Origin of the sequence: Micromonospora noduli, from assembly GCF_003264365.1 — a bacterium.
GTDB classification, from domain to species: Bacteria; Actinomycetota; Actinomycetes; order Mycobacteriales; family Micromonosporaceae; genus Micromonospora; species Micromonospora noduli.
Map to the genome: position 1 here is coordinate 32,100 of NZ_PYAK01000031.1, position 15,756 is coordinate 47,855.

Here is a 15,756-nt window from a genome sequence, read left to right on the forward strand (position 1 = left end):
CGGGTCAGGGTTGGGTGCGGGCCTGGTGGGCTCTTGCGGTCAGCTCGGCTGCCAGGGCCCAGGCCTCTGCCAGGTCGCGGTCCTGGGCGGTGGCGCCGGAGCCGCCCGCGGTGTCCGCGTGGACGGTGGCCAACCCGAGACGGCGCTGGATGGGCCCCTGGACCACTCGCACGCTCTGGATCCGGGCGTACGGCACGATCACCAACTGCCGGGTGAGCCGCCCGGACCGGGTGGCGAAGACCCGCTCGAACAGCCCCGCGCCGAACGCGGCACGGCCCAGCGGGTGCAGCCAACGGGTCCGGCGCGGCGGCGGGCTCAGCGTGAGCGCGTCGAGGCGTACCCCGGGAAGCACCTCGGCGACGATCATCGTCGCCGTCGGCAGGTCGCCGACCGGCAGCAGCCGGTCGGGCCGGTTGCGGTCGTCGGCCTCCGTGACGGAGTAGCCGGCCACCTCCAGCCGCAGGCGCAGCCAGCCCTTCATCCGCCACAGCAGCGGCCAGGTGGCCCGCACGGTCTGCACCCGCTCCAGCGGCACGGTCTGCGCCCGCGTCTCCAGCAGGCCGTTGTGCACCCGCAGCGTGCCGCCGTCGCGGGCCAGCCGGAAGTTCCAGTCGTCGAGGACCCGGCGGATCGGTTGCAGCAGTACACCCGCCATCGCGGTCAGGGTGCTCGCCACCGCGACGAACGACCACGAACCGGCGGTGAGGAACTGCACCACGACGAAGGCCACACCGAACGGGAGCAGGAACGCCTGCGGGGTGAGCAGTTGGCTGATCAGCAGGCTCTGGTTACGTACCGCATGCAGTGGCCGGCCCGGCACGACCGCCGGTGGCGCCGTCGCACCCGGGGCCACCGGGGCCGCCGCGTCGCCGGGCGCGGGCTGCTGCGCCACCCGCCCGGCCAGCGCCAGCAGACGCTCGCGCAGCACTGCCGCGTCGGCCACCCCGAGGTACGCCAGTGGCGCCTCGGTCTTGCCCCCGCCGACCACTTCCAGACGCAGCTCGGCCAGGCCGGTGAGCTGGGCGAGCAGCGGCCGGACCACCTCCACGGCCTGCAACCGTTCCAACGGGATGGCCCGGGTACGCCGCCAGAGCAGCCCCTCGTACACCCGTAGTTCCCGGCCGACGACGTGGTAGCCGGTGTTGTACCAGCTGATCACCGACAGCACTGTCGCGCCGAGCGCCAGCACCGCCACCATGGCGGCGAACCAGCCGAAGCCCACCCGGGACAGCGTCGACCAGGACAACCCGGCGATCACCACGACCAGGGACTTGGCGCCGTGCAGCACCGGGCTGAGTGGGTGCAGTCGCTGCCGGGGTTCGCCCTCGCCGCCGCCCGGTGGTGCCGGCCACGGCGCGGGCGTCCCGGGCGGCGCCGGCCCATCGGGTGCCGCGCCAGTCGGCACCGGCCCAGGCGGTGCCGCGCCAGCAGGTGCCGAGCCAGCGGGCAGCACCGGCCCCGGTGGCGTCGGGCCGGTGGGTGGCACGGTGCTCGGCTCGGCGGGCCTGTCGCTCATCGGAGCGGCCCTCGGCGCGGTCGGCGGCTGCCCGCGCGGGTGCTCACAGCCCCTCCGCCCGGTCCTCGCCGAGCGCGGTGAGTCGATCGCGCAGCCGGGACGCCTCCGCCGGACGCAGCCCGGGCACCCGGGCGTCGCTCGCTGCCGCCGCGGTGTGCAACTGCACGGTGGCCAGGTCGAAGGCGCGCTCCAACGGCCCGGCGCTCACGTCGACGAACTGCATCCGCGAGTACGGCACGATGGAGAGCCGGCGGACCAGCAGCCCGTGCCGGACCAGCAGGTCGTTCTCCCGCTCGGCGTACCCCCAGGCCCGGACCGCGCGGACGATTGCGACGGCCCGCCACGCGCCGAGCACCAGCACGACGGCCACGGCGAGCCCGAACAACCAGTGACCGCTGAACGCCCAGCCGACCCCTGTCACCGCCAGCCCGATGGCGACCACGATCGCCAGCCGGATCAGCTCCACCCAGATCAGATCGGTGGAGATCGGCTGCCAGTGGACCGTGTCCGGCCAGGGCTCCAGCGGACCCCGGCCACCCGGCGCAGCCGTCAGCAGCGCGCCGGGCTCGGGCGGCAGGAGGCCCGGGGGTGGCAGGTCGGGCGCCCGCTGGTCGGCGGCGGATGCCGGCCGGTGACCGGGCGGCAGCGCGCCCGGTGGCAGCGGGGCGGGCGTCGAGACATCCGGCGCGGTGGGCTCCGGGCCGAGCGTGCCGGGTGCCGGGAACGCGCCGGGCGGCGGATCGACGCCGGGTGGTGCGGTGGCCGGGGTGGGCGGCCAGGACGGGGAGGTGGTGCCGGGGGAAGCCGGAGGGTCGCCGCTCACAGGTCGAGCGTAGGCGATCCGGGCACCGGAGTGACGGCACGCAGGAAGCCTCGGGCGTCGAGGAAGTCACCGAGGCTGCCCCGGTGCTGGGTGCAGGCCAACCAGGTCTTGCGCCGATCGGCGTCGTGCAGACGGGGATTGTTCCACTCCAGCGCCCAGATGGCGGCGGACCGGCAGCCCCGGGCCGAACAGACCAGGGCTTCGTCGGCGGGGGAGGGGATGCTCATCCCGGCCAGTCTAGGGCGGCGGGACGGAGAAGTTGAGCGCCGGGCGACCACGGGGGGAGTCGCCCGGCGACGGGGTGAATCGTACACGCGGCGAGCCGGTGCGCGCATACCCGCGATGCACGATTCGGCCGCTGGGGACGGCGCGGTCAAAATCGGCTTCTCCCCACCTCGACACTCAGCAAGGCGTGCGAGTCTTGATACCGCACGAGCCGCGACGACCGACAAACGCTGTGGAGGACCGGTGGCCCAGCCGACCATGCCCGACGCCCCGACGCCGAACGGAGCGGCACCTGCCCCGGTGACCACACCCGCGCAGGACGCCAGCCTGCTGGAGAAGGGCCTGTTCGAGATCAAACGCGTGATCGTCGGGCAGGACCGGATGGTGGAGCGGATGTTCGTCGCGCTGCTCGCTCGCGGTCACTGCCTGCTCGAAGGCGTGCCCGGGGTGGCCAAGACCCTCGCGGTGGAGACCCTCGCCAAGGTCGTCGGTGGGTCCTTCGCCCGGGTCCAGTTCACCCCGGATCTGGTGCCCGCCGACATCATGGGCACCCGGATCTACCGGCAGTCGAGCGAGAAGTTCGACGTCGAGTTGGGCCCGGTCTTCGTCAACTTCCTGCTCGCCGACGAGATCAACCGGGCGCCGGCGAAGGTGCAGTCCGCGCTGCTGGAGGTCATGAGCGAGCGGCAGGTGTCCATCGGTGGGGAGAGCCACCGGGTGCCGGACCCGTTCCTGGTGATGGCCACCCAGAACCCGATCGAGCAGGAGGGCGTCTACCCGCTGCCGGAGGCGCAGCGGGACCGGTTCCTCATGAAGATCGTGGTGGGCTACCCGACCGACGCGGAGGAACGGGAGATCGTCTATCGGATGGGCGTGGCCGCGCCCGAGCCGACCGCGGTGTTCGACACCCCGGAGCTGATCGCCCTGCAACGCAAGGCGGACCAGGTCTTCGTCCACAACGCCCTCGTCGACTACGCGGTCCGGTTGGTGCTGGCCACCCGGGCCCCGGCCGAGCACGGGATGCCCGACGTCGCGCAACTGATTCAGTACGGAGCCAGCCCGCGCGCCTCGCTGGGTCTGGTCCGGGCCACCCGCGCCCTGGCGCTGCTGCGCGGGCGTGACTATGCGCTGCCGCAGGACGTGCAGGACATCGCGCCGGACATCCTGCGGCACCGGTTGGTGCTCAGCTACGACGCGCTCGCCGACGACGTGCCCGCCGACCACATCGTGCAGCGGGTGATGTCGACGATCCCGCTCCCAGCGGTCGCTCCCCGGCAGCAGGCCACCCCGCAGTCGATCGCGCCGCCGCCGGGCGCTGGCTGGCCCGGGCAGCGCCCGTGACCTCACCCACCCCTCGTCCGGCACCCCTCGCCGACCGCAGCGAGGCCGTGCTGTCCCGGCTTCAGCTGCTCGTCACCCGCAAGCTCGACGGCCTGCTCCAGGGCGACTACGCCGGCCTGTTGCCCGGACCGGGCAGTGAGGCGGGTGAGTCCCGGGAGTACCGCCCCGGTGACGACGTGCGCCGGATGGACTGGCCGGTCACGGCCCGGACCACCACACCGCACGTGCGGCGTACGGTCGCCGACCGGGAGCTGGAGACCTGGCTCGCGCTGGATCTCTCCGCCAGCCTGGACTTCGGGACCGGGCAGTGGCTCAAACGGGAGGTCGTGGTGGCCGCCGCTGCCGCCATCACCCACCTGACAGTGCGCGGGGGTAACCGGATCGGCGCCGTTGTCGGCACCGGCGGCGGGGTGTCCGCCCCGGCCCGACGATGGCGGGGCGGATCACCGCCGGCCGGCCCCGGGGTGCTCACCCGGCTGCCGGCCCGCTCCGGGCGCAAGGAGGCGCAGGGCCTGCTGCGTGCCGTCGCCGGCACCGCCATCCAGCCCGGCCGTGGTGATCTGGGCGCCCTGATCGAGATGCTCAACCGTCCGCCCCGCCGTCGCGGGGTGGCAGTGGTGGTCTCGGATTTCCTCGCGCCGGCTGAGCAGTGGGCGCGGCCGATGCGCAAGCTGCGCGTCCGCCACGACGTGCTGGCGATCGAGGTGGTCGACCCGCGTGAGCTGGAGCTACCCGACGTGGGCGTGTTGCCGGTGGTCGACCCGGAGAGCGGCGAGCTGCACGAGGTGCAGACCGCCGACCCACGGCTGCGGCAGCGCTACGCCGAGGCCGCCACCGCCCAACGGGCCACGATCGCCGCCGCCCTACGCGGCGCCGGCGCGGCCCACCTGCGTCTGCGTACCGACCGAGACTGGCTGCTGGACATGGTGCGATTCGTTGCCGCGCAGCGGCACGCGCGTACCCGGGGGACGACACGATGATCCGTTTTCTGCAACCGTGGTGGCTGCTGGCTGTGCTGCCGGTCTTCGCCCTCGCCGCGTTCTACGTCTGGCGGCAGCTGCACCGCCGGGCGTACGCGATGCGGTTCACCAATGTGGACCTGCTGCGTACGGTCGCGCCGAAGGGCCTGGGCTGGCGTCGGCACGTCCCCGCGACCGCGTTCCTGCTCTGCCTGCTGGTGCTGGCCACCGCGCTGGCCCGTCCCGCTGTGGACACCAAGGAGCCGCTGGAGCGGGCCACAGTGATGCTCGCCATCGACGTGTCGTTGTCGATGCAGGCCGACGACGTGGCGCCGAACCGGCTGGAGGCGGCCCAGGAGGCGGCCAAGCAGTTCGTCAGTGAGCTGCCGGAGAGCTACAACCTGGGCCTCGTGTCGTTCGCCAAGGCGGCCAACGTGCTGGTGCCGCCGGGCAAGGACCGGGACGCGGTGACCAGCGCCATCGACGGGCTGGTGCTGGCCGAGGCGACAGCGACCGGCGAGGCGGTGTTCACCTGCCTGGAGGCGATCCGGTCGGTGCCGACCGATGGCGCGGCGGGCATTCCGCCGGCCCGGATCGTGCTGCTCTCCGACGGCTTCCGGACTTCCGGTCGGGCGGTGGAGGAGGCGGCGGCGGCCGCGCAGGCCGCCAACGTTCCGGTCTCCACCATCGCCTTCGGCACCGACACCGGGCAGGTCGACATCGGCGGACAGTTGCAGCGGGTGCCGGTGGACCGGTTGGCCCTCGCCGAGCTGGCCGAGACCACCGAGGGTTACTTCTACGAGGCGGCCTCGGTGAGCGAGCTGAAGCAGGTCTATCAGGACATGGGCAGCTCGATCGGGTTCCGCACCGAGCCGCGTGAGGTGACCCAGTGGTACGCCGGGGTGGCGTTGCTGCTGGCGCTCTGTGCTGGCGCATTCAGTCTGCTCTGGTCGTCCCGGATGCTGTAGCCGGTGCGCCGGAGGCGGTCAGGGACCGCCGCCGGCACCAGCACGGGGCAGCGCCAGCCGCCGCCGATCCGGAGCGGTCAGTGACCGCCACCGGCGAGCACGAAGACGATGGCCACCCAGACGGCGGCGAGGGTGAAGCCCAGCGGGGCGACGTAGCGGCTCATGGACGGCTCCGGGTGGCGGCTGGACGGTCCGCGTGCGGGGGCGGACCGCAGGGGGTGGGGACGCGCACACGAAGTCGTGACCGGGCGGCTCCCGGCGACCGCCCGGGATCGGGCGGCGCGGCACACTCACCTCGGCAGGTGCCGACGTGGTGGGGAGCGGAGCGGGGTCAGCTCACCAGACTGAGTCGTGGCTCAGCGGGACTGACCATCGGCCCGGCCACGACTGGGAGGATCGCTATCTCGCACAGCGATCACCTCCTGCAAGTCGGGCGGGCCGGAACGTCGATGATCGTACACCTGCGGTGCCGGCGGAACGCACTCGGCCGACCGGCCGGCGACCCCTCCACCGCCCGGTTGGCGACGCCGCTCGCCACCAGCGCGTACGCCTCGCCGAAACGACCTCGGCTGCCCGACCCGCACCACAGTGACCAGCACCATGGCGAGCAACGGCAGCCAGCAGCAGCGCGCCAGCACCCACAGTGGGCCGTCCGGGGCGGTGTGCAGACCGGGCAGGGCCAGCCCGCTGCGGGCGGTGAGCGCTGTCACCGCCACCAGTACCGGCTGGTGCCACAGGTAGATCCGGACGGCGGACCGGTTCACAGCGGTCACCGCTGCGCCCGGCAGCGGCCGGGTCAGCAGCCGGTGCAGTGCCGGCCGGGCGAGCAGCCCCAGCCCGACCTGGGTCACCGCCAGCGCCACGACCAGCAGTGACGGCGGGTTCAGGTTGGACACCCCGGCCCCGGGCACGCCGACTGCGCTCACCGGGTAGCCCAGCGCCAGCAGCGCCGCCAGCGCGCCCGCCCCACCGGCCGCCAACGTGCCGCCCGCCCGCCGGCCGTCCAGTCGCCCGTCGGCGTGCGCCACACCCAGCAGGTACGGCACCGACCAGGCCGCCAGCACGGTGACCGGGGGCAGGTCGGTGCCGGACGGCAGCAGCCGGACGGCCAGGTCGACAGCGGCCACCACGGCCACCGCCGGTGCCCCGCACCGCGCCACCCCCCACCGGCGTACGGCGACGCGCAGCGGGCCGGTCACCGCGACCAGGATCACCAGCGGTAGCAGGAACCACAGCGGGCTGACCGCCAGCCGCAGCGCGACGGCGAGCGTGTCGTCCGAGGTGCCGAGGACGGTGGCGGCGAGCAGCACGGCGGCCCCCACACCGAGCAGCGCCACGGTGGGCAGCAGCAGCCGGCGCAACCGACCGGCCAGCCAGCCGCCCGCGCCGCCCGGACAGCGGGCCAGCGAGCGGGTCGAGCCGAACCCGGCGGTGAAGAAGAACAACCCGAGCGTCTGCAACACCCAGGTCATCGGGGCCAGGTCGGGCAGGGCGGTCAGCGGACTGGCCTGGTGCAGCCCGCCGTCGCCGGTCAACACCAACCCGGTGACCAGCCAGTGCCCCAGCACCACCCCGCCGATGGCGTACGCCCGCAGCGCGTCGACGGCACGGTCCCGGCTCACCGGGCGTCCCCGATCCGGTCGGCGTCGACGCCGCCCAGCACGACCGCCGCCACCGCGACCAGCGCGGCGCTGCCCGGCGCGAGGTAGCCGTCGTGCCCCGCCACCCCACCCACCGGCAGGGGTCGGGCACCGAACTCCGGATCACCGGGTCGTCGGCCGAAGCCCAGGCCGGGCAGGCGCACCGGCGGTACCCGGCGGATCCAGTCGGTCGGCGCCTCGGCCGCCCAGAACCGCCGCCCGCCGGGCAGGTCGTCGGCGCGCTGCACCCCGGCGCCGACGCCGCCGAGGCTGACCACGTCGGTGACCTGGGTGGGGGCCTCCGCCGCCGCCAGCGACACCACCAGCGACCCGTAGCTGTGCCCGACCAGCGTGATCGTCGCCGCCGGACGCCGCCCGGCCAGCTCCCTCAGCAGCGTGGCCAGCCCGGCCGCGCCGCGCCGCGCGCTGACGCCACCGGCGGCGGTCAACACCCCGTCGGGCGGGTCGTAGCCGAGCCAGGCCAGCACCGCGACCCGCGCCGCCGGGTCGGTCGCCCGCAGCTCCCGGTAGAGCTGCCCGGCCTGCACCGCCGGCGCCCGCCGGGCCACACCGCCCAACCCCCTGTCGAAGTCGGCGAGGGTGCTGCCGACCCCCGGCACCAGCACCGCGATCCGGTCCGCGTCGGCGAGGTCGCCGAACACCTCGACCGCGCGGCCGTCACCGCGTTCGTCGAACAGCAGGAACCGGCGTCCGTCGGCCGCCCAGTCCGCGTACGGGGGGCCGGCCGCGCGCATCGCCGCCGCCATCATTGGGTACGCCTCGACGAACCCCGCCGCAGTGGCCGGCTCGGGTCGGGTCGGCAGAACCAGGTTCACGCCGAGCAGCGCGGCCATCGCCACCCGGCTGGCACCTCGTCGTCGCATCACGTTCTCCCTCCGGAATGTCGTCCGGAGGGAGATTGCGCCCAGGGGCGGGGCCGGGTCGTCGTCCCGCAGAGCCGTTCCCGGGCTGGCTCCACAGGGCTACTCGCCGGCGGCCACCAGACCCGTCTCGTACGCCAGCACCACGGCCTGGGCCCGGTCGCGCAGACCCAGCTTGGCCAGGATCCGCCCGACGTGCGTCTTCACTGTCTGCTCGGCCACCACCAGGTCACCCGCGATCTCCGCGTTGTTGCGGCCCCGCGCGATCAACCGCAGTACCTCGGTCTCGCGCGGGGTGAGCCCGGCCAGGTCGGTGGGGCGTGGGCGGCGACGGTCCGGACGGGCCGCGAACTCGGCGATCAGCCGACGGGTGACCCCCGGGGCGAGCAGCGCGTCCCCGGCCGCCACCACCCGCACCGCCTGCACCAGATCGGCCGCCGGGGCGTCCTTGAGCAGGAACCCGCTGGCCCCGGCGCGCAGCGCCTCGTACACGTAGTCGTCCAGGTCGAAGGTGGTGAGGATGAGCACCCGGGGTCGCTGCGTCGACCGGTCACCGAGCAGCTTGCGGGTGGCCTCCAGCCCGTCCATGACCGGCATCCGCACGTCCATCAGCACCACGTCCGGGTCGAGGTGGCGGGCGGCGGCCACCGCCTGCGCGCCGTCGGCGGCGTCCCCGACCACCAGCAGATCCGGTTGGGCGGCGAGCAGCGCGCCGAAACCCTGCCGGACCATCGCCTGGTCGTCGGCGATCAGCACCCGGATCATCGGTCCCCGCCCTCCGCGTCGTACGGCAACTCGGCCGCCACCGCGTAACCCCCGTCGGGCAGCGGCCCGGCGGTGAACGTACCGCCCAGCGAGGTGGCCCGTTCCCGCATGCCGGTCAGCCCGTGCCCGGAGCCGCCGTCGGCGGTCGGTCGGACGTCGGCCGGGGAGTTCTCGACGCGTACTCCCAGACCGGACCGGCCGACGCGGACGGTGACCCGCACCGCGGCGCCGGCAGCGTGGCGGGCCGCGTTGGCCAGGCACTCCTGGACGATGCGGTACGCGGCCAGCCCGACCGGCGCGGGCACCCGGTCGTCGTCCACCGGCTCGGCGTCCAGAGTGACCGGCAGCCCGGCGCGGCGTGCCGCGTCCACCATCGCGCCCAGGTCGGTGAGGTCCGGCTGCGGCGCGGTCTGCGGCCCGCTCGTCTCGCTGCGCAGCACCCCCAGGAGCCGCCGCATGTCGGTGAGCGCGTCGCGGGCCGACGCGGCGATGGCGACGAACTCCGCGGCTGCCGGGGCCGGCACGTCCGTCAGCCGGTACGGGGCGGTCTCCGCCTGCACCGCGATCAGCGACATGTGGTGCGCCACCACGTCGTGCAGTTCCCGGGCGATGCGGGTGCGTTCCTCCAGCACCGCGCGGCGCTCCTGCTCCCGCTCGCTCAGCTCGGCCTGCGCCGCCAGCGCGTGCCGGGACAGCCGGTTGCGGCGGATCAGGTCGCCGACGATCGCCAGCGCGCCGAGCAGCAGCAGGACGGGGACCCGGTTGTCGGGATGGACCAGGGTGAGCACCGGCACCGTGCTGATCGTCACCACCCAGACCAGCACCGGCCGGTCGACCCGTGCGACGACCACCGCCAGCACCGCGATCGACCCGAGTGCCAGCGGCGGGGTCCACGGCCACGCCTGGTCGGCCGGCGCGTTGAACGTGCAGATCAGCAGGGCCAGCACCGTCAGCCGCCAGGCCAGCAGCGGACGCCGGGGCAGCGCCAGCAGCGGCGCCACGGTCATCGCCGCGAACAGGAGCGCGATCGGCGGCGGCAGGCCCCAGTCGCTCTCCACGGTCAACGTGATCAGGAAGAGGCCGAGCGCGGCGAGCAGGCCGACCGGCGCGGCGTAGCGGGCCGGGCCGGGCCAGCGGGCCAGCAGCGGCCGTTCGGGCCGGGCGTCCGGGCCGAGCAGTGTCTGCCGTAGGGCCCGCAGGCCCACCGCGATCGGATGCCGGTTCACCACCCGGAGGCTACGGGCCGACCCCGCCACGAGGCGTGCCACCAGGGGTTGATCCCGGTGTCGTACCCCAGTGTGACGCGACTCCCGTTAGCGCTTACCTGCCGGTAACGCCTAGGCTCCGACGCGTCCGTGCTGACCATTCGCAAGGGGGAACAGTGGCCCGTACCGTGCTGGTGACCGGGGGCAACCGGGGGATCGGCCTGGCCATCGCGCAGGCCTTCGCCAAGCAGGGCGACCGGGTGGCGGTCACCCACCGCAGCGGCGAGGCACCCGACGGGCTGTTCGGCGTACGCGCCGACGTCACCGACGCCGCCTCGATCGACGCTGCGTTCGCCGCCGTCGAGGCCGAGCTGGGTCCGGTCGAGGTGCTGGTGGCCAACGCCGGCATGACCGCCGACACGCTGCTGCTGCGGATGTCCGAGGAGCAGTTCACCGACGTGGTGGACACCAACCTCACCGGCGCGTTCCGGGTCGCGAAGCGGGCCTCCGGCAAGATGCTCCGCGCCAAGTGGGGTCGCATGATCTTCATCTCCTCGGTGGTCGGCCTCGCCGGCGGCGCCGGGCAGGTCAACTACGCCGCCAGCAAGGCCGGCCTCGTCGGCGTCGCCCGCTCGATCACCCGGGAGCTGGGCAGCCGCAACATCACCGCGAACGTGGTGGCGCCCGGCTTCATCGACACCGACATGACCGCCGGCCTCTCCGGCGACCGCAAGGCGGAGATCCTCAAGTCCATCCCGGCCGGCCGGATGGCCAGCCCGGACGAGGTCGCCGCCGTGGTCACCTGGCTGGCCTCGGACAGCGCCGGGTACGTCTCCGGCGCCGTCATCCCGGTCGACGGCGGCCTCGGCATGGGCCACTAACCCTTTTGACTACGGAGGAAATCAGCGATGTCCGGACTGCTCGCCGGTAAGCGACTGCTCGTCACCGGTGTCATCACCGACGCCTCGATCGCCTTCTCGGTGGCGAAGCTCGCTCAGGAAAATGGCGCGCAGGTCGTGCTCACCGGCTACGGCCGGCTCTCCCTGGTCGAGCGGATCGCCAAGCGGCTGCCCGAGCCGGCGCCGGTCATCGAGGTGGACGTCACCAACACCGAGCACCTGGCCGGCCTCGCCGACCGGGTACGCGAGCACGTCGACGGCCTCGACGGTGTCGTGCACTCGATCGGCTTCGCCCCGCAGAGCTGCCTGGGCGGCGGCTTCCTCGACGCGCCCTGGGAGGACGTGGCGACCGCCCTGCACGTCTCCACCTTCTCGTACAAGTCGCTGGCCATGGCGGCGCTGCCGCTGATGTCGCCCGGCAGCGCGGTGGTCGGCCTGACCTTCGACGCGACGAAGGCGTGGCCGGTCTACGACTGGATGGGCGTGGCCAAGGCCGGCCTGGAGTCCGCGTCCCGCTACCTGGCGCTGCACCTGGGCAAGCAGGGCATCCGCAGCAACCTGGTCGCCGCCGGGCCGCTGCGCACCATCGCCGCGAAGTCGATCCCCGGCTTCGACCAGTTCGAGGACGCCTGGGCCGAGCGTGCCCCGCTGGGTTGGAGCCTCACCGACCAGGAGCCCGCCGCGCGGGCCTGCCTGGCGCTGCTCTCCGACTGGTTCCCGGCCACCACCGGCGAGATCGTCCACGTCGACGGCGGCTACCACGCCATCGGCTCCTGACGCTGCACCTTGACGCTCCCTGGTCACCGTCCGCGTGATCTACGCGTCCGGACCAGGGGGCGTCGCCGGGACGTCCCGGTCGAGGGGCAAGAATGACCCCATGTCGTACGACGCGGTGGTGCTGGTGTCCTTCGGCGGGCCCGAACGGCCCGAGGACGTGATGCCGTTTCTGCAGAACGTGACCCGGGGCCGGGGTGTGCCTCCCGAACGACTGGTCGAGGTCGCCGAGCACTACCAGCACTTCGGCGGGGTGTCCCCGATCAACCAGCAGTGCCGGGACCTGCTCGCCGCCGTCCGCGCCGACTTCGCCGCGCACGGTGTCGACCTGCCCATCTACTGGGGCAACCGCAACTGGGACCCGATGCTCGCCGACACCGTGACCCAGATGCGCGACGACGGGATCACCCGGGCGCTGGCCTTCGTCACCAGCGCGTACGGCGGCTACTCGTCCTGCCGGCAGTATCAGGAGGACATCGCCGCCGCCCGTGCCGCCGTCGGCCCGGACGCCCCGGTGATCGAGAAGCTGCGTCAGTTCTGGGACCACCCCGGCTTCGTCGAGCCGCACGTCGACGCGGTCCGGGCGGCGCTGGGTCAGCTCGACCCGGCGAAGCGGGACACCACCCGGCTGGTCTTCACCGCCCACTCCATCCCCAACTCGATGGCGGCGAACGCCGGCCCGCACGGCGGCCGGTACGAGGCGCAGCTGCACGAGACCGCCCGGCTCGTCGCCGCGGCCGCCGCACCCGACCTGGCGTACGACCTGGTCTGGCAGAGCCGCTCCGGCCCGCCGCAGGTGCCGTGGCTGGAGCCAGACATCAACGACCACCTGGCCGCCCTCGCGCAGGGCGGCACCACCGGTGTGGTGGTCAGCCCGATCGGGTTCGTCTCCGATCACCTGGAGGTCGTGTGGGACCTGGACACCGAAGCGCTGGAGACGGCGAAGCAGCTCGGCCTGGACTTCGTCCGGGCCGGCACGCCGGGCACCGACCCGCGCTTCGTGACCATGGTGCGTGAGCTGGTCACCGAGCGGGCCGACCCGGACGGCGCGCAGCTGCGCCGCCGCCTGGGCGAGCTGCCCATGTGGGACACCTGCCCCACCGTCTGTTGCGTGCCGACCCGTCGCCCCTGACCTCTGAGGATCATCATGCATGACCGTAAGCCCGTGCAGAGTTGGCTGACCGACATGGACGGCGTGCTGGTGCACGAGGGCCAGCCGGTGCCCGGCGCGCCGGAGTTCATCAACCGGATGCGCGCCTCCGGCAAGCCGTTCCTGGTGCTGACCAACAACTCGATCTACACCCCGCGGGACCTGACGGCCCGGCTCAGCCGGATGGGGCTGGACGTGCCGGAGGAGTCGATCTGGTCCTCCGCGCTGGCCACCGGCCAGTTCCTCGCCGACCAGCGGCCGGGTGGCACCGCGTACGTCATCGGTGAGGCCGGGTTGACCACGGCGCTGCACGCCGTCGGCTACGTGCTGACCGACTTCGCCCCCGACTACGTGGTGCTCGGCGAGACCCGCACCTACAGCTTCGAGGCGATCACCAAGGCCGTCCGCCTGATCAACGACGGTGCCCGGTTCATCTGCACCAACCCCGACGTGACCGGCCCGTCCGTGGAGGGCGCGCTACCCGCCGCCGGCTCGGTCGCCGCCATGATCTCCAAGGCGACCGGGGTCGAGCCGTACTTCGTGGGCAAGCCCAACCCGATGATGATGCGCTCGGCGCTCAACACCATCAACGCGCACTCGGAGAGCACCGCGATGATCGGTGACCGGATGGACACCGACATCCTGTGTGGCCTGGAGGCTGGGCTGGAGACCATCCTGGTGCTCACCGGGATCAGCACCCGCACCGAGGCGGAGCGTTACCCGTACCGCCCGTCCCGGATCGTCAACTCGGTAGCGGACCTGCTCGACGAGGTCTGAACTGCCCCGGTCGGCTCCGTGCCGGCGGTGCTGCGTGCGGTGGTCCGATCAGGGGCGCAGGGGAGCGTTGCAGGCGGCCACCAGCGCCTGCCGGCAGGCAGCGGTCAGGGGGCGAAGTGCCGCGTCCCGTTGCTGCGCCTCGTAGTTGTTGATCGCCCCGCCCGGGGCGGAGTGCCCGGCCAGCGCGAGCACGCGGTCGAGCACCGCGGCCCGGGCGAAGAGCCGACGGGCCCGCGGGTCGAAGCCCGGTGGCAGGTCGGTGGCGCCGTCCGGACGGCGGAGCGCGGCCAGCGCACCGGCCAACTCGGGCCGCCACTGGGCCACGTCGAGTCGGGTCAGGGCGGCGGTCGTCTCGGCCAGCGCGGCGGCCAACTCGGCCTCCGCCTCGGCCGCGCCAGGCAACGACAGTGACGCGGCGGCGGCGTTGGCCGGCAGCGGGTAGACCCGCCACAGCACCGTCTCGAAACAGTCTCCGGAGCCGGAGGTGTGCAGCCGCACCTGGGGAATCAACCCGAGCCCGCCGGCGACCACCGCCTCGCCCGTGACCAGCGCCGCACCGGCGAAGTCGCCGGGGCCGGGCAGACCCCTCGGGTCGCCCGGCGCGGGCAGCACCAGGCGGATCTCGTCCGGGGAGAGCTTGGCCAGGGTGGGCAGCGCGGCGCCCAGCGGGACGTCGGTCCAGGTGCCCGGGGCGTCCGCAACGAGGTGTTCCTCGTCGCCGGCGATGGCGTCGGCGACCTCGTCGTAGGGCACCAACCCGGCGCGCCACGCGCGCACCCAGGCAACGAACCGGCTGGACCGGCGCGGCGCGAGTGTGGCCGCGCCCGTTGCGGGGGTGGACATGCCGAAAGGGTACGTGGTCACGACCGGCCCTGTCTCGGCTGCCGCTCCGGTCGCCCGGCCTGCCCCCAACTGCCCCCTTCGCCCGATCCTCGGCCGCGGGCACGGTCAACTCGTCCGCCCGGGCCGGCAGCCCCGTGACCGTGTCCCGCGTACCTCCCCGTGCGCTAACGCACCCGCAAGCCCGCGATGACGAGTCCGACCATGAGGCGCGCGTCGTAGTCAGGGCTGTCGGCGCCGATGCAGAGATTGCCGATGCCGTGCATCAGGACGAGGGCGTCTATGCCAGGAATGATCTCGCCCGCTGTGCTGGCGGCGTCGAGCAGTTCGGCGCAGACGGGGACGAGCCGGTCGAGGAAGTAGGCGTGCAGCGTCTGGAAGGCGGCGTCGTCGGACCGCATCGCCTCGGCGAGGCCGTGCTTGGTGACCAGGAAGTCGACGAAGAGGTGGATCCAGCTCGCCAGGGCGGCGTGCGGTGTGGCGCTCTCCGTCAACAGCACCGGGCCCGCCTCGGCGCATGCCTCGACCTGGTGTCGGTACACCGCGACGATCAGATCGGCCCGCGTCGGGAAGTGGCGGTAGATCGTCCCGACGCCGACGCCCGCCCTGGCGGCGATGTTGCGTACCGGCGCGTTGACTCCGGAGACGACGAATGCCGCGGCGGCCGCCTCCAGTAGCGCCGTCTCGTTGCGCCGCGAATCAGCCCGCTGCTTCCGCGGGACGCCCGACTCCGTGCCGGTCACCGTTGCCTCCGTCACACCCCTTGGAAAACGGAACCATGTTCCGCGTGTCCGCTATAGCGGAACCAAGTTCCGCATATGCAGCATGCCAGAACGGCAAGGCAACACCAAGTCACGGAGGAACGGCCATGTACGGACTGCCAGAGCCCACGTGGGCCGGACTGGTTCACCGACGCGTACCACCTGAGCCCGGGCGGCGAGAGCGCCCTGGGCCGACTCGAAACCACCCCATGATCGAGACAGTGGTGGGGTG

At 73.5% G+C, this 15,756-nt stretch carries 16 protein-coding genes; 7 read left to right on the forward strand and 9 right to left on the reverse strand.

Going from position 1 to position 15,756, the window contains the following annotated elements:
- Window positions 1–4: 4 nt before the first annotated feature.
- The 3 genes from GUI43_RS21650 to GUI43_RS21660 form a co-directional block, all read right to left on the reverse strand.
- Entirely contained in the window at window positions 5–1,516 is a 1,512-nt protein-coding gene (locus GUI43_RS21650; RefSeq protein ID WP_112699655.1) for a PH domain-containing protein, read from the reverse strand.
- Between the two features lie 43 nt (window positions 1,517–1,559).
- Window positions 1,560–2,093, reverse strand: a complete 534-nt coding sequence (locus GUI43_RS21655) for a PH domain-containing protein (protein WP_181541668.1) — start codon at window positions 2,091–2,093, stop codon at window positions 1,560–1,562.
- Between the two features lie 242 nt (window positions 2,094–2,335).
- Entirely contained in the window at window positions 2,336–2,566 is a 231-nt protein-coding gene (locus GUI43_RS21660) for a hypothetical protein (RefSeq protein WP_112699656.1), read from the reverse strand.
- Window positions 2,567–2,807: 241 nt separating this feature from the next.
- On the opposite strand from GUI43_RS21660, the gene GUI43_RS21665 reads away from it, so the two are divergent.
- The 3 genes from GUI43_RS21665 to GUI43_RS21675 are packed head-to-tail and all read left to right on the forward strand — an operon-like array spanning window position 2,808 to window position 5,832.
- On the forward strand, window positions 2,808–3,905 hold the full coding sequence (locus GUI43_RS21665) for an AAA family ATPase (protein ID WP_112582960.1): 1,098 nt from the start codon (window positions 2,808–2,810) through the stop codon (window positions 3,903–3,905).
- The gene (locus GUI43_RS21670) at window positions 3,884–4,885 is read left to right on the forward strand and encodes a DUF58 domain-containing protein (protein ID WP_170158770.1); all 1,002 of its coding nucleotides are present in this window, start codon (window positions 3,884–3,886) and stop codon (window positions 4,883–4,885) included. Before GUI43_RS21665 ends, GUI43_RS21670 begins: the two co-directional genes overlap by 22 nt.
- Window positions 4,882–5,832 (forward strand): VWA domain-containing protein, encoded by a 951-nt coding sequence (locus tag GUI43_RS21675; protein ID WP_091403838.1) that lies wholly within the window; start codon window positions 4,882–4,884, stop codon window positions 5,830–5,832. The genes GUI43_RS21670 and GUI43_RS21675 overlap by 4 nt, the downstream gene beginning before the upstream one ends.
- Window positions 5,833–6,188: 356 nt before the next feature.
- On the opposite strand, the gene GUI43_RS21685 is transcribed toward GUI43_RS21675, so the two are convergent.
- The 4 genes from GUI43_RS21685 to GUI43_RS21700 form a co-directional block, all read right to left on the reverse strand.
- On the reverse strand, window positions 6,189–7,454 hold the full coding sequence (locus GUI43_RS21685) for an acyltransferase family protein (protein ID WP_112582962.1): 1,266 nt from the start codon (window positions 7,452–7,454) through the stop codon (window positions 6,189–6,191).
- Window positions 7,451–8,356, reverse strand: coding sequence for an alpha/beta hydrolase (locus GUI43_RS21690; protein WP_112699658.1), 906 nt, complete (start codon window positions 8,354–8,356; stop codon window positions 7,451–7,453). Before GUI43_RS21690 ends, GUI43_RS21685 begins: the two co-directional genes overlap by 4 nt.
- Window positions 8,357–8,455: 99 nt before the next feature.
- Window positions 8,456–9,118, reverse strand: a complete 663-nt coding sequence (locus GUI43_RS21695) for a response regulator (RefSeq protein ID WP_091403852.1) — start codon at window positions 9,116–9,118, stop codon at window positions 8,456–8,458.
- Complete coding sequence (locus tag GUI43_RS21700) at window positions 9,115–10,344, reverse strand: sensor histidine kinase (RefSeq protein ID WP_146765945.1); 1,230 nt, start codon at window positions 10,342–10,344, stop codon at window positions 9,115–9,117. The genes GUI43_RS21695 and GUI43_RS21700 overlap by 4 nt, the downstream gene beginning before the upstream one ends.
- 155 nt (window positions 10,345–10,499) lie before the next feature.
- Between GUI43_RS21700 and fabG the strand changes: the two genes are divergently transcribed.
- The 4 genes from fabG (at window position 10,500) to GUI43_RS21720 (ending at window position 13,923) form a co-directional block, all read left to right on the forward strand.
- Window positions 10,500–11,204 carry a 3-oxoacyl-ACP reductase FabG gene (gene fabG / locus GUI43_RS21705; RefSeq protein ID WP_091403857.1) on the forward strand — a complete coding sequence of 235 codons (705 nt, stop codon included), beginning with the start codon at window positions 10,500–10,502 and terminating at the stop codon, window positions 11,202–11,204.
- A 27-nt stretch (window positions 11,205–11,231) separates the two neighbouring features.
- Entirely contained in the window at window positions 11,232–11,999 is a 768-nt protein-coding gene (fabI, locus tag GUI43_RS21710) for an enoyl-ACP reductase FabI (RefSeq protein ID WP_112582965.1), read from the forward strand.
- A gap of 100 nt (window positions 12,000–12,099) precedes the next feature.
- The gene (locus tag GUI43_RS21715; protein WP_112699660.1) at window positions 12,100–13,128 is read left to right on the forward strand and encodes a ferrochelatase; all 1,029 of its coding nucleotides are present in this window, start codon (window positions 12,100–12,102) and stop codon (window positions 13,126–13,128) included.
- Between the two features lie 15 nt (window positions 13,129–13,143).
- Complete coding sequence (locus tag GUI43_RS21720; protein ID WP_112582967.1) at window positions 13,144–13,923, forward strand: HAD-IIA family hydrolase; 780 nt, start codon at window positions 13,144–13,146, stop codon at window positions 13,921–13,923.
- 48 nt (window positions 13,924–13,971) lie between these two features.
- Here GUI43_RS21720 and GUI43_RS21725 read toward each other — a convergent pair whose 3' ends face one another.
- A complete protein-coding gene (locus GUI43_RS21725; protein ID WP_112582968.1) occupies window positions 13,972–14,766 on the reverse strand; it encodes an Rv1486c family protein in 795 nt (264 codons plus the stop codon).
- A 164-nt stretch (window positions 14,767–14,930) separates the two neighbouring features.
- The gene (locus GUI43_RS21730) at window positions 14,931–15,506 is read right to left on the reverse strand and encodes a TetR/AcrR family transcriptional regulator (RefSeq protein ID WP_112699661.1); all 576 of its coding nucleotides are present in this window, start codon (window positions 15,504–15,506) and stop codon (window positions 14,931–14,933) included.
- Between the last annotated feature and the right edge of the window lie 250 nt (window positions 15,507–15,756).